Annotated in this window: 2 protein-coding genes (1 of these 2 cut by a window edge); both read right to left on the bottom strand. The window is 65.3% G+C overall.

Translation table 11 applies throughout. From position 1 onward, the window contains the following. Positions 1-2,839 carry the 5' portion of a non-ribosomal peptide synthase/polyketide synthase gene (locus QMX91_RS05745; protein ID WP_282412390.1) on the bottom strand. It extends 15,005 nt beyond the left edge of the window, so only the first 2,839 of its 17,844 coding nucleotides appear in the window; the start codon lies at positions 2,837-2,839; its stop codon lies off the left edge, out of view. Beyond that, positions 2,836-15,849 (bottom strand): non-ribosomal peptide synthetase, encoded by a 13,014-nt coding sequence (locus tag QMX91_RS05740; protein WP_282412389.1) that lies wholly within the window; start codon positions 15,847-15,849, stop codon positions 2,836-2,838. The genes QMX91_RS05745 and QMX91_RS05740 overlap by 4 nt, the downstream gene beginning before the upstream one ends.

Below are 15,849 nucleotides of genomic sequence, written 5' to 3'. Positions count from 1 at the left end.
CGATGTTGCCGTCTTCACGCCAGCGTGCAAGGTCGCCGGTGCGGTACATCCGCGCGTTCGGCGCGCGGCTGAACGGGTCACGCAGAAAGCGTTCGGCAGTCATGTCCGGGCGATTGAGGTAGCCACGGGCAACCCCGGCACCGCCGACGTACAGCTCACCGGCAACGCCAAGCGGCACCGGGCGCTGTTGTTCGTCGAGCAGGTACACCGTGGCATTGCTCAGCGGTTTGCCGATGTGCAGCGCGTCGCCGCTTTGCACCAGACCTGAGGTCGCGACCACCGTGGCCTCGGTCGGGCCGTAGTTGTTGATCACGTCGAAATGCTGATTGCGATTGAACTGCCGCAAGCGGTCGCCGCCGATCAACAACGTGCGCAGGGTCGGGTGTTCGAGGTTCTGGCTGAAGGCGTATTCGGCCACCGGGGTCGGCAGGAAGCTCACGTCCAGCGGCTGCGCGCACCACCACGCGAGCAAGGCATCGATGTCTTCGCCGCCCTCGTGAGTCGGCGCCAGATGCAGGGTCGCGCCCGCGCAGAGCGCCGGCCAGACTTCCCAAGCCATCGCATCGAAGCCGAACCCGGCCAGGCTTGAGGTGTGACGCCCGGCACACAGGTCGAACGCGGTGCAGTGCCAGTCGACCAGATTGCTCAAGGTGTGATGCTCGACCATCACGCCTTTGGGCAAACCAGTGGAGCCGGAGGTGTAGATCACGTAGGCCAGGTTCGCGGTGCTCAGGCCCGGTACCTGCGGGTTTTGCGTAACCGTCAGCGGCCAGTTGCAGTGATCGAGGTCGAGCACCGGCACGTTTAGCGCCGGCAGTCGCTCGCGCAGATGACTTTGGGTCAGTACGGCGACTGGCGCGCTGTCGTCGAGCAGGTAGTTCAATCGCTCCGCCGGGTGCGCCGGGTCAATCGGCACGTAACCGGCGCCGGCCTTGAGGATCGCCACCAGCCCGACCAGGGTGTCCAGCCCGCGACGGGCGACGATGGCGACACGGTCGTCGGGTTTCACGCCCAAACCGATCAGATGCTGCGCCAAGGCATTGGCTTGCTGATTGAGTTCGGCGTAGGTCAGTTGCGCGTCGGCAAACACTGCCGCCAGCGCGTCCGGCCGTTCGGCCACCTGTGCCTCGAAACGTTGCTGGATGGTCTGTGCAGCCGGGAAATCCACTTGAGTGGCATTGAACTCGAGCAGTACCTGCGCAAGCTCCGCCGCCGGCAGGATCGGCAGTTGGTTGACCGGTGTCTGCGGCGCCTGCTCCAGCGCAAGCACGAGGTTTTCCAGCGCGCAGTGCAGGTAGTCGCAGATGCGCTGTGGATCGGTCTGGGTGCTGGCCAGCAGGGTCAGGCTGAAACCGTCACCGAGGTCATCGACACTCATCGTCAGCGGATAGTTGCTGCGCTCTTCTGAGTGCAGGGTGGTGATGCCCTGCCACGCCGCGAGGGTCTCGGCGCTGGCAGTGGCCACGTTGTGGCTGTGACGATAATTGAGCAGTGTGCTGAACAGCGGGGTCGGCGCCACGACGTGGCTGCAGCGCTGAGCCAGGGCCAGCGGTGCGTGTTCGTGCCGCATCAGCGTGGTCAACCGGGCGTGGGTGGCGTTGACCGCCGCGCGCACGTCCTGCCCGTCGATGTTCACCCGCAACGGCAAGGTGTTGATGAAAATCCCCAGCGCCCGATCAATCGCTTCAGCGCCTTGCATGCGGCCCATCAGCACCGTGCCGAACACCACCTGCTGCTTGCCGGTCAGCGCGGCCAGCACCTGCGCCCAGCCGAGGTGGAACAGGCTCGCGACACTGACGCCGAGCGACCGCGCCTGCGCCCGCAGACGCTGGCCCAATAGCGCCGCGACCGGCACGCTGAGTTCGACGATTTCGCTGCCGTCACCCTGCACGTCCTGCAGGCCGTAAGGCAGCGTCGGTTCGTCGATGTCGCTGAGCATCTCGCGGAAAAACGCCTCGTGCTCGGCCTCGCTGACGCCCAGACGCGCCTGCGCCACGTAGTTGCGAAACGGCACCGGGCGCCCGAGCCGTTCACGCTGCCCGGTGAGGCACGCGCGCATTTCGTGGCGCACCACGTCGAGGGCCGAGTGGTCGAGCGCCATGTGATGGAACAACAGCGTGGCGATCACCCGTTGCCCGGCCTCATCCCAGGCGTGGGCCAGACGCATCAGCGGCGCCTGGGTAACGTCGAGGCGGAAATGCCGGGCGTCGAAGCGCTCGTGCAGATACGCCAGCACGTCGCCATTTGCATCAGGCAACGTCACCTCTTCCACCGGCAGTTCGGCGCGGCGCCAGACCACCTGCACCGGTGCATCCAGCCCTGCCCAATGCACAGCGGTGCGCAGAATGTCATGGCGATCGATCACCGCTTGCAGCGCATGAGCGAACGCTTGAAAACGCTCGCGGCTGGCAAAGGCGAAATGCGATTGCATGACATACGGATCGCCGTCACCGCCACTGACGTGGTGATACAGGATGCCTTCCTGCAGCGGCGCCAGCGGGTAGATGTCCTGCACATTGGCTGCGCCGCCGGGGACTTGTGCGACGAGGTGGTCGATGGTGGTTTGGTCGAGCTCGACCAGCGTCAGCATCGCCGGGGTGATGTGCGTGGTGCCCGCAACGATGCCGTTGGCTGGCACTTCGACCTGACCGTGCTTGCTGGCCGAGTACTGCCCGGCCTTGATCAGTTCGATCAGCGCCGGTTTGTGCTCGCGCAACAGCGCCAGCAACGCCGGGTCGTTCAACGCCTGCTTGTTGCCATTGACCCGCAATTGGTCGTCCGCGACCGCCAGCTGGATATCTTTAGCCTTCAATGTGGCCAACAGTTCGATCACGTTCACAGGACGATCTCCATTCGTTCGGTAATTGCGGCGTAGCCTGCCAAGGTCGGATGTTCGAACAGCGACCTGACATCGGCTTCCATGCCTTCCTGACGCAGCCGGCCGATCAGACTGACCGCCAGCAGCGAGTGACCACCCAGTTCAAAGAAATGATCGTGGCGCCCTACCCGCTCGACGTTGAGCAACTCTGCCCAGAGCCGTGCGAGGGTGATTTCCACTTCGCCCACCGGGGCTTCGTATTCGCGGGCGGTCAGCGCCGCCAGATCCGGGGCCGGCAGTGCCTTGCGGTCGAGTTTGCCGTTGGGGCTGAGCGGCAATGCATCGAGGTGCACGAACAGCGCGGGCACCATATAGTCCGGCAGGTGCTCCAGCAGATGGCTGCGCAGCACGTCGATTTCCAGGCGTGCGCCGGTGTAGTACGCCACCAGACGCTTGTCGCCGGATGCATCTTCGCGGGCCAGTACGGCGGCTTCCTGCACGCCATCGATCTGGGTCAGGCGTGCCTGGATTTCACCGAGTTCGATGCGCAGGCCACGGATCTTCACCTGATCGTCGTTACGGCCCAGGTATTCGATATTGCCGTCCGGCAGATAGCGGGCGACGTCGCCAGTGCGGTACATCCGCCCATTGGCCTGGAACGGATCGTTGAGGAAGCGCTCGGCGTTCAGCTCCGGGCGATTCAGATAACCGCGCGCCACCTGCACGCCACCGATATACAGCTCGCCGACCACGCCGTGCGGCACCGGTTGTTGCTGGGCATCGAGGATGTACATGCGGGTGTTGGCGATCGGTTTGCCGATCGGCGTGTTGTCTGGCGTTTGTTCCAGCGGCCCGGCGCAGTTCCACGCGGTCACGTCCACCGCAGCCTCGGTCGGGCCGTAGAGGTTGTGCAATTGGCTGGCCGGCAGTTGCTGCTTGAAGCGCCGTACCACGCTGCCCGGCAACGCTTCGCCGCTGCACATGACTTGCCGCAGGCTGCTGCAGCGTGCGGTGTCAGCATGAGCGAGGAACACATCGAGCATCGACGGAACAAAGTGCAGCGTGGTGATCTGTTCGCGTTCGATGATTTCGCTGAGGTACTGCGGATCCTTGTGCCCCTCGGGCCGGGCCATGACCAGACGTGCGCCGGTCATCAGCGGCCAGAAGAACTCCCAGACCGAGACGTCGAAGCTGAACGGGGTTTTCTGCAATACCGTGTCGCTGGAGGTCAGTTGATAGGCGTCCTGCATCCACAGCAATCGGTTGACCACCCCGCTGTGTTCGTTGATCACGCCTTTCGGTTGGCCAGTGGAACCGGAGGTGTAAATGACGTAAGCGGTGTGCTGCGGGGTCAGTTCGGCTACTGAAAGGTTGTCGGCAGGCAGCGATTGCCAGTGCGGCTGATCCAGATCGACCACCGGCACTGAGACTTCGCCGAGTAACGAACGCGTGGTTCCCTGCACCAGCACCGCCAACGGCGCGCTGTCTTTCAGCATGTAGGCCAGACGCTCCAGCGGATACGCCGGGTCCAGCGGCACATAACCGCCGCCAGCCTTGAGGATCGCCAGCAGCCCGACCACCATGTCCAGACCGCGCTCGACGCAGAACGCCACCCGCGCATCCGGGCCTACGCCCAATTCACGCAGATGCCGCGCCAGTTGATTGGCTCGGGCGTTGAGTTCGGCGTAGCTGAGTTGCTGCTCACCCGCGACCACGGCGGGCGCCTGCGGCGAGCGCGCCACTTGCGCTTCGAACAAGCCATGAATGGTCTGCTCAAGGTCGTAATCGACGTCCGTGGCATTCAGGCCGAACAGCAACTGCTGGCGCTCGGCATCCGCCAGCACCGGCAGGCGATTCAGGGCCTGCTGCGGTGTCTGCTCCAGCGCTTCGACCAGCCCCGCCAACGCCTGCTGCATGTAGCCACACACCCGCGCCGCGCCAATCTGCGAAGGGGTCATGGCCGTGAGATCAAAGCCCTGGCCCAGGTCATCGACGTTGAAGCTCAGCGGATAGTTGGTTCGTTCCTCGCTGGACAGATTTTCGATGCCTTGCCAGGCCAGGCGATTGGCTTGCAACTGTTCCGCGCTGACGCTGTGCCGGTAGTTGAGCATGGCGCTGAACAGCGGCGACGGCGCCGCCACCCCGCTGCAACGCTGGGCCAATGCCAGTGACGCATGTTCATGGCCGAGCAATGCGGTCAGTTGCGCATGGGTGGCGCGCACCCCGGCACGCACCGAAACATCGCCCAGATCCACCCGCAGCGGCAGCGTGTTGATGAACATTCCCAGACCGCGATCAGCGCCGGTACCGCCCTGCATACGCCCCAGTAGCACGGTGCCGAACACCACGCGGTCATGCCCGGAGGTCGCCGCCAATACCTGGGCAAATGCCAGATGGAACAGGCTCGCGACGCTCACGCCCAGCTGCCGCGCCTGGCTGCGCAAGCGCTGCGCCAAGACTTCCGGCACGCGCTGACGGACTTCTTCGATGTCATGGCCGTCACCGTGCACGTCCAGCAGACCGAACGGCAGCGTTGGCTCGTCGATCTCGCCGAGCATCGCGCGGAAGAACGCTTCATGCTCCTGCTCGCTGACGCCCAGCCGGGTCTGCGCCACGTAATTGCGATACGGCACGGCGGGTATCAGGGCTTCGCCGTGACCGAAGAGCAGCGCCTGCAGTTCCTGCTGCACCACTTCCAGCGCCGTGTGATCCATGGCGATGTGATGGAACAGCAGCATGGCGACCACCCGGTGGTTGGCCGGATCCTGCGCATACACCAGGCGAATCAGCGGCGCCTGACTGAGGTCGATGCGGAAATGCCGCGCGTCGAAACGCTCAAACAATTGCGCGAGTACGTCACCGGCGGCCGGGTCGAGTGCGACTTCCTGCAGCGGCAGTTGAGCTTCGCGCCAGACCACTTGCACCGGCGTCGCCAACCCTTCCCAGACCACTCCGGTGCGCAGAATGTCGTGACGTGTCATGACCTGGCGCAGCGCGGCGGCGAAGGCGTGCAAGCGTTCAAGGCTGTCGAATGCCAGGCGCGATTGCAGCAGGTATGGATCGCCCTGTTCGGCGCTCAAGTGGTGGTAAAGAATGCCTTCCTGCAACGGTGCCAGCGGATAGATGTCCTGCACGTTGGCGGCACCGCCCGGCACCGTTGCAACGATGCGCTCGATGCTGGCCTGATCCAGTTCCACCAGCGGTAGCAGTTCCGGGGTAATGCGCGTGCAACCGGGCACAATCAGGTTGACCGGCACCGCGACTTCGCGACCGCTGCCGACGGCGGCCGCCAGCGCGGCGAGGGTTGGCTGGCTGAACAGCACGCGCACGTCGGTGCTCAGGCCGAGCTGACGCATGCGCTCGATCAGGGTCACCGCCAGCAGCGAATGCCCGCCCAGTTCAAAGAAGTTGTCGTGCCGTCCGACCTGTTCGACCTGCAGCACCTCGGCCCAGACCTGCGCCAGCGCGGTTTCCACCGGCCCTTGCGGGGCTGCGTATTCGCGGCTGAGCCAGGCGTCCTGATCCGGTTCGGGCAAGGCCTTGCGGTCGAGTTTACCGTTGGCGGTCAGTGGCAGCGCCTCAAGCCGCACGTAAGCTGCCGGCACCAGTGCCTGTGGCAGACGCGCTTGCAAATGCGCGCGAAGATCCTCGTTATCGACTGTTGTGCGAGCAGTAAACCAGGCGATCAACCGCGCCTCGCGCACCAGCACCACCGCGTCCTGCACCGCCGCATGGCTGGACAGCGCGGCTTCGATTTCACCCAGTTCCACCCGCACGCCGCGCAGTTTGACCTGATCGTCGTTACGTCCCAGGTACTCGATATTGCCGTCCGCCAGCCAGCGCGCGAGATCGCCGGTGCGGTACATGCGCGCCTGCGGTTCGTCACTGAACGGGTCGTCGAGGAAGCGTTCGGCGGTCAGCTCGGGACGGTTCAAATAACCACGGGCGACACCCGCGCCACCGACGTACAGTTCACCGGCAACCCCCACCGGCACCGGACGCTGCTGTTCATCGAGCAGGTAGATCCGGGCGTTGCTGATGGGCCGGCCGATGTGCAGCAGCGCGCCGACCGCGACCGGGCCGGAGGTCGCGACCACCGTGGCTTCGGTCGGGCCGTAGTTGTTGATCACGGCAAACGTCTGCTCACGCGAGAACTGGCGCAACTTGTCGCCACCGATCAACAGCGTGCGCAAGGTCGGGTGACCCAGCTCACGACTGAAGGCGTATTCGGCAATCGGCGTCGGCAGGAAGCTCACTTGCAACGGCTGCGCGCGCCACCAGTCGAGCAGTTCATCGAGGTGTTCGTTACTGATCGACGGCGGCGGCAGGTGCAGGGTCGCGCCGACACACAGCGCCGGCCAGACCTCCCAGGCCATCGCGTCGAAACCGCAACCTGCGACGCTGGCGGTGTGGCTGCCGGCGCGCAGGTCGAACGCCTCACAGTGCCAGTGCACAAGGTTTTCCAGGGTCGCGTGTTCGACCATCACGCCTTTCGGCTGGCCGGTCGATCCCGAGGTGTAGATCACGTAGGCCAGATGCGCCGGGGTCAACGTCGGCAGTTGCGGATTGGTCTGCGGCAGGTGTTGCCAGAGGACGTGGTCCAGATCGATCACCGGCACCCGGCCCAGCAGCTCGCGGGTCGATCCCTGCGCCAGCACCGCCACCGGATCGCTGTCCTGCAACAAATACGCGATGCGTTCGGCCGGGTACGCCGGATCGACCGGCACGTAACCGGCGCCGGCCTTGAGAATCGCCAGCAGCGCCACCAGCATCTGCGGACTGCGTTGCAGGCACACGGCAATCCGGTCGTCCGGTTGCACGCCGAGGCCCAGCAAGTGATGCGCCAGGCGATTGGCCTGCTGATTGAGTTGCGCATAGGTCAGTTGCTGCGTGCCCTGCACCACCGCCAATGCCTGCGGCTGCTGCTCGGCCTGCGTTTGCACCAGCGTCTGAATCGTTGCACCGCGCGGATACGCCGCCGCAGTCGGGTTGAAACCGACCAGCAAGCGCTCGTATTCCTCGACCGCAAGAATCGGCAAGCGGTTGAGCGGACGTTGCGGCGCCTGTTCCAGCGCGTGCACCAGATGCTCCAGCGCGGTGTGCATGTAGCCGCAGATCCGTTGCGCGCCGATCTGCGCCAACGCCAGCACGGACAGGGAAAAACCTTCGCCCAGATCGTCGACGCTGAGGGTCAGCGGATAGTTGCTGCGTTCTTCGCCGCCAAGCAATTGCACGCCTTCCCAGATGCCCTGACCGTCATGCGGCTGCGCTTCGGCAGCGGTATGCCGGTAGTTGAGCAAGGCGCTGAACAGGGGCGCCCCGGACACCGCGCTGCAACGCTGGGCCAGCGCCAATGGCGCGTGTTCATGGGCCAGCAACGCGGTCAGCCGTGCGTGGGTAGTCTTGACCGCAGCGCGCACGCCTTCGCTGACATCCACCCGCAGCGGCAAGGTGTTGATGAACACGCCGAGGGTGCGATCCGCGCCTTCACCGCCCTGCAAACGACCCAACAGCACCGTGCCGAAGACCACATCGCGGCGGTTGGCAAGCACGCCCAGCACCTGCGCCCAGGCCAGGTGCATCAGGCTCGCCGGGCTGACACCCAACTGCCGCGCCTGCTCCCGCAGGCGCAGGGTCAATCCGGCATCGACGGCTTGCTGCGCCTCCTCGATGTCGCCGCCATCGCCTTGCACGTCATGCAGGCCGAACGGCAGGGTCGGTTCGTCGATATCGCCGAGCATGTCGCGGAAAAACGCTTCGTGCTCCTGCTCGCTGGCGCCCAGACGCGCCTGCGCCACGTAGTTGCGGTACGGCATCGGCGTGCCGAGGCTGTCGGCCTGATCGAACATGAAAGCACGCATTTCCTGGCCCACCACCTCCATGGCGGTGTGGTCGAGAATCAAGTGCTGGAACAGGATGATCGCCACCACCCGTTGCTGCGCCGGGTCTTCGGCGTAGACGATGCGCATCAGCGGCGCCTGGCTCAGGTCGAGGCGGTTGTGCCGGGCATCGAACCGCGCGTGCAACTGTTCGAGAACGTCGCCCTGCGCCGGATCCAGCGGCACCGCTTGCACCACCAGCGGCGCCTGACGCCAGACCACTTGCTGCGGACTCGCCAGCCCTTCCCAGACCACGCTGGTGCGCAGAATGTCGTGACGCGCGATGACCTGCTGCAAGGCTTGGCTGAAGGTGCGCAAGCGCTCGACGCTGTCGAAGATCAGCCGCGATTGCAGCAGGTACGGATCGCCCTGTTCGGCGCTCAAGTGGTGGTAAAGAATGCCTTCCTGCAGCGGTGCCAGCGGATAGATGTCCTGCACGTTGGCGGCCCCGCCCGGCACGGTGGCGACGATACGCTCGATGCTGGCCTGATCGAGTTCAGTCAGGCTGAGCATGTCCGGAGTGATGCGGGTGCAGCCCGGCGGAATGCGGTTGGCCGGCACCTCGATTTCGCGACCGCTGCCCACAGCGGCGGCCAATGCGGCCAGGGTCGGCTGATTGAACAGCACGCGCACGTCAGCCGCGAGGTCGATCTGGCGCATGCGTTCGATCAGGCTCACCGCCAACAGCGAATGCCCGCCCAGTTCGAAGAAGTTATCGTGACGCCCGACTCGCTCGACTTTCAGCACGTCGATCCAGATCTGCGCCAGCGCGTTTTCCACGGCACCTTGTGGCGCTTCATATTCGCGGCTGAGCCACGCGCCGTGCTCCGGTTCCGGCAAGGCCTTGCGGTCGATCTTGCCGTTGGCGGTCAGCGGCAATGCGTCCAGCCGCACGTAAGCCGCCGGCAGCAGCGCATCCGGCAAGCGTGCCTGTAAATGCGTGTGCAACTGCTGAATATCGACCGCCGTGCGCTCGGTGAACCACGCAATCAGCCGCCCATCGCGAACCAGCACCACCGCTTCCTGCAGTGCAACGTGACTGCCGAGCGCGGCTTCGATTTCACCGAGCTCGATACGCACGCCACGCAGTTTGACCTGATCATCGTTGCGCCCCAGGTACTCGATGTTGCCGTCGGCCAGCCAACGCGCCTGATCGCCGGTGCGGTACATGCGCGCCTGCGGCTCATCGCTGAATGGGTCGAAAAGGAACTGCGCAGCGCTCAGCTCGGGGCGATTCAAATAGCCGCGCGCCACGCCTGCCCCGCCGACATACAACTCGCCCGCCACGCCCACCGGCACCGGACGCTGCTCGGCGTCCAGCACATAGATTCTGACGTTGGCGATCGGCCGGCCGATATGCAGCGGCTGATCCAGTTCGACCGGCCCCGAGGTGGCGACCACCGTGGCTTCGGTCGGGCCATAGTTGTTGATCACTTCGAAGGTTTGCTGGCGACTGAACTGACGCAGTCGGTCGCCGCCGATCAGCAGCGTGCGCAAGGTCGGGTGCTGCAATTGCCGGCTGAACGCGTATTCGGCCACCGGCGTCGGCAAGAAGCTGACCTGCAACGGCTGCGCGCACCACCAGTCGAGCATCTCGTCGAGGTGCTCGTTGCGGATCGACGGCGGCGGCAGGTGCAAGGTCGCGCCGACACACAGTGCCGGCCAGACTTCCCAGGCCATCGCATCGAAACCGAAGCCGGCGACACTCGCGGTCTGGCTGCCGGCCTGCAAATCAAAGGCTTCAGCGTGCCAGTGCACAAGGTTTTCCAGGGTCGCATGCTCGACCATCACCCCTTTCGGTTGGCCGGTGGAGCCGGAGGTGTAGATCACGTAAGCCAGATGCTTCGGCGTCAATGCCGGCACCTGCGGATTGGCATCCGACAGGTGCTGCCAGAGGTCGTTGTCCAGATCAATGACCTGCACGCCACCGAGCAGATCGCGAGTCGATGCCTGCGCCACCACCGCCACCGGGGCGCAGTCCTGCAACAGGTAGGCGATGCGTTCCGCCGGATACGCCGGATCGACCGGCACATAACCGGCGCCGGCCTTGAGGATCGCCAGCAGCGCCACCAGCATGTCCGGGCTGCGCCGGGCACATAGGGCGACCCGGTCATCGGGCTGCACGCCAAGGCCAATCAGGTGATGTGCCAGGCGATTGGCCCGCTGATTGAGTTCGCCATAGCTCAACTGCTGCGCGCCTTGCACCGCCGCCAATGCCTCGGGGTGCGCGGCCGCCCGGGCCTCGACCAAACGCTGCACGGTTTGCGCCGGCGGGTAGTCGCGACCGGTGATGTTAAAGCCGACCAGGACCCGCTGGCGTTCGCTCGGCGACAGCACCGATATCTGCCGCAGCGACGTTGCTGGCGAGTGCTCCAGAGCGGTCAGCAAGTTGTGCAGCGCGGTTTGCAGGTAATCGCAGACCCGCGCGCCATCCACTTGCGGCACCGCCTGCACGCTCAGGCGGAAACCGGTGCCGAGGTCGTCGACGCTGACCACCAGCGGATAGTTGCTGCGCTCGCGCGAGCTGAGAATCTCGATCCCGTCCCAGGCCACGCCTGTCGGTTCCGCCGCGCTGTGGCGATAGTTGAGCAAGCTGCTGAACAGCGGCAGCGACGCGGCAACACCGCTGCAACGCTGGGCCAGCGACAGCGAGGCCTGCTCATGCGCCAGCAATTGCGCCAGACGCTCATGAGTAGCGCGCACGCCTTGCTCTACCGAGGTAGCGCCAACACTGACCCGCAACGGCAAGGTGTTGATGAACATGCCGAGTGCGCGATCGGCGCCCTCGCCGCCCTGCATGCGCCCGAGCAGCACGGTGCCGAACACCACCTCTTCGCGCCCCGAAACCTGCGCCAGCACCTGGCCCCAGGCCTGGTGCACCAGACTGGCCGCGCTGATGCCGAGGCGGCGCGCCTGCTCGCGCAAGCGCTGGGCCACGCTCGAATCCAGCGCCTGCTCGCTGTCGACAATGGTGCTGCCGTCGCCATGTACGTCCTGCACACCGAAGGCCACGGTCGGCTCGTCGATGTCGCCGAGCATGTCGCGGAAGAACGCTTCATGCGCCTCGGCATTGGCCTGTTGCTGCGCCTGCGCCACGTAGTTGCGGTACTGCACCGGCATCGGCAAATCGGCGCCGCTCGGGTACAGGCTGTCGTTCATTTCCGCCAGCAACACTTCCAGTGCGGTGTGGTCGAGCACGATGTGGTGCAGCAACAGGATGCCGACCCAGCGCTGTTGTTCACGGTCTTCGGTGTAGGCCAGACGCATCAGCGGCGCCCGGCGCAGGTCGAGGCGGTAGTGCCGTGGATCGAACCGCGCCTGCATCTGCTCCAGCACATCGCCCTCCAGCAGGTCGGCATCGACCCGTTCCAGCGCCAGCGGCGCCTCGCGCCAGACCACTTGCACTGGCTCCTCAAGCCCTTCCCAAACCACGCTGGTGCGCAGAATGTCGTGGCGCTCGATCACCGCATTCAACGCACGGACGAAAGCCTTGATCTGTGCCAGACCGGCGAAGGCGAATTGCGCCTGCAGCACGTACGGATCCCCGGCGCTGGTCGCCAGATGGTGGTAGAGAATCCCCGCCTGCAACGGCGCCAGGCCGTAAATATCCTGCACATTGCCGACGCCGCCGGGCACATTGGCGACCACGCGGTCGATGGCGGCCTGATCCAGCGTGGCCAGCGGCAGCATGTCCGGGGTGATCCGCGTGCAATCGGCGGCAATCAGATTTTCTGGAACCCGTAGGGCGTGACTGTGACTCAAGGTCGCCGCCAGCGCCGCAACGCTCGGCTGGCCGAACAGCACGCGCACGTCGCACTGCAAGTCGTGCTGGCGCATGCGTTCGATCAGTTTCACCGCCAACAGCGAATGGCCGCCGAGTTCGAAGAAATTGTCGTGCCGCCCGACCTGCTCGACACCGAGCAGGCTCTGCCAAATCCCGGCAATCAGGGTTTCGACTTCCCCCACTGGGACTTCGAAACCGCGACGGGCGAACGCATCGCTGTCCGGTTGCGGCAAGGCTTTGCGATCAAGCTTGCCGTTGGTGGTCAGCGGTATGGCGTCGAGGCGCACAAAGGCGCTCGGCACCATGTAGTCGGCGAGCGACAGCAGCAACTCGTCGCGCAATTGCGCGGCGCTCGGTTCAGTGCCTGCGGCGGCCAGCCAGTAGGCGACAAGACGCTTGTCACCGGGACTGTCTTCGCGGGCGATCACCAGCGCTTCGCGCACACCGTCGCAGGCGGCGAGGCGAGCTTCGATTTCACCGAGTTCGATGCGGAAACCACGGATCTTCACTTGATCGTCGTTGCGACCGAGGTATTCGAGGCTGCCATCGGCGGTCCAGCGCGCCAGGTCACCGGTCTTGTACAGACGCGCCTCGGCACGGCCGCTGAACGGGTCGGCGATAAAGCGTTCAGCAGTCAGCGCTTCACGATTGAGGTAACCCCGGGCAACCCCGGCGCCACCGACGTACAACTCGCCGATCACGCCGGCCGGCACCGGCTCGCGCTGCGCGTCGAGCACGTACAGTTGCAGGTCGGGAATGCCCACACCGATCGGGCTGCGCCCGACCAGCAGCGCGTCCGCTGCCTGCAGTGGGCGATAGGTCACGTGCACCGTGGTTTCAGTGATGCCGTACATGTTCACCAGCCGCGTACCGGCATTGCCGACCCGCGCGTACCACGGTTTGAGCAGGCCCGGTTCCAGTGCTTCGCCGCCGAAGATCACTTCGCGCAACGAGTGCTGCAACGGGCTGCGGCCCTGCGCGGCGATCAGTTGACGGAAGGCGCTCGGGGTCTGATTGAGCACGGTGACGCCAGTGCGGCACAGCAGCGCGTAGCAGTCGTCCGGCGAGCGGCTGACAGCCTGCGGCACCAGCAACAATTGTCCGCCGAACGCCAGCGCGCCCCAGATTTCCCACACCGAGAAATCGAAGGCGAAGGAATGGAACAGCGCCCACACGTCTTGCGGGTTGAAGTTGAACCAGTCGTGGGTCGCCGAAAACAGTCGCACCACGTTGCGGTGTTCGACCATCACGCCTTTGGGCAACCCGGTGGAACCGGAGGTGTAGATCACATAGGCGAGATGATTTGGGGTCAGCTCGGGAATCTGCGGATTGCTGCTGAGTTCAGCCTGCAACTGCAGGCTGTCCAGATCGATGATCGGCACATTGAGCGCGCCAACCCGATCCAGCGTATCGGCCTGGGTCAGCACCGCCACCGGGGCGCTGTCCTGCAAGGTGTAGGCGATGCGCTCCAGTGGATAGGCCGGGTCGATCGGCACGTAACCGGCGCCGGCCTTGAGGATACCAAGCAGGCCGATGATCATCTGCGGGCCGCGCTCGACGCAGATCGCCACGCGCTGATCCGGACGAATCCCCCGCGCCAGCAGGTGATGCGCAAGCTGATTGGCGCGGCGGTTGAGCTCGCCGTAGCTCAGCGTCTGCTCTTCGAACAGCAGCGCTGCGGCCTCCGGGCGTGCCGCCGCGTGGGCTTCGAATTGCTGATGGATCAAAGGGGTTTCCGGGAACTGCGGCAACGGCGAGTTGACCCCGTGCAGCAGGTATTCGCGCTCGGCCGCCGGCAGAGTATTCAGGCGTTGCAGCGGTGCATCCGGGGTCGATTGCAAGGCCTGCAGCAGGCTGTGCAACGCGGTGTGCAGGTAAGCGGCGATGCGTTCGGCACCCAGCGCCGCATCCGCCAGCGCGGTGATGCGCAAGTCTTCGCCGAGGTCGTCGATGTTGATCGTCAGCGGGTAGTTGGTGCGCTCGCGGGCGCCCAGCACTTGCACGCCGGGGGCCAGTTCGCTGACCTCGGCGATCTCTTCACTGCTGCTGTGGCGATAGTTGAGGATCGCGCTGAACAACGGCGTCGGCACCGCCACTGCGCTGCAACGCTGGGCCAGGGCCAGTGAAGTCTGTTCATGGCCGAGCAACGCGGTCAGGCGTCGATGGGTGGCCAGCACCCCGGCACGCACGCCGTCCTGCCCGACATCCACGCGCAGCGGCAATGTGTTGATGAACATCCCCAGCGCCTGTTCGCCGCCCTCGCCCGCCTCCATCCGCCCCAGCAGCACAGTGCCGAACACCACAGCCGTGCGCCCGGACAACTGGCCGAGCACCCGCGCCAGCGCCAGGTGCATCAGGCTCGCCACACTGACACCGAGCTGACGTGCCTGGCCGCGCAGTTGCCGGCTGAAATCGGTGTCGAGCATCAGCAAGGCTTCTTCGATGCCTTGGCCATCGCCCTGCACATCCTGCAGACCACACGGCAAGGTCGGCTCGTCGATGTCGGCGAGCATCTCGCGGAAAAACGCTTCGTGCACCTGCTCGTCCAGACGCAGGCGGGCCTTGGCCAGGTGATCGCGGTATGGCACCGGCGGCCCGACCTGCGCGGTCTGGCCCAGCAGATGCGCGCGGGTTTCCCGGCGCACCACGTCGAGGGCGACGTGGTCCATGATCAGGTGATGGAACAGCAACAGCGCGACCACGCGCCCGTTGGCCGGATCCATGGCGTACACCAGACGCAGCAGCGGCGCCTGCCGGATGTCGAGGCGGAAGAACCGTGGGTCGTGGCGCTCCAGCAGTTGCGTCAGGACATCCGCGCCCGGGTCGAGGGCGATTTCTTCGCAGTGCAGACGAGCCTGCCGCTGCACCACTTGCAGCGGTTCATCCAGGCGCTCCCAGACAAACGAAGTGCGCAGAATGTCGTGGCGTTCGATCATCCATTGCAGCGCCTCGGCGAAAGCCTCCAGACGTTCGCGGCTGTCGAAGGCGAATCGCGCTTGCGACACGTAGGGGTCACCGGCGGGCGCCGACAGGTGCAGATAAAGCATGCCTTCCTGCAGCGGCGCCAGCGGGTAAATGTCCTGCAGGTTGGCGGCGCCGCCGGGTACTTTGGCGACCAGGCGATCGATGGTCGGCTGATCCAGAGTCACCAGCGGCAGCATGTCCGGGGTGATGCGAAACGCCGGGCTCAGCCAGTCGCCACCGTTTTGCGCGACCAGCTCCAGCAACTGCGCCTTGTGTTCGCTGAGGCTGTCCCACAACGCATCGTCCAGCGCGTCGTCGCTGCCCAGAATGACCAGGTCTTCATCTTCCTGTTGAAGGCGGATCGCATGGGTGGAAAGAACAGCCATCAGTTCGCTGAAATGCAT

Origin of the sequence: Pseudomonas sp. PS01299 (assembly GCF_029960145.1) — a bacterium.
Classification (GTDB): Bacteria; Pseudomonadota; Gammaproteobacteria; order Pseudomonadales; family Pseudomonadaceae; genus Aquipseudomonas; species Aquipseudomonas putida_A.
This window is presented reverse-complemented; position numbering and strand designations above follow the sequence as displayed.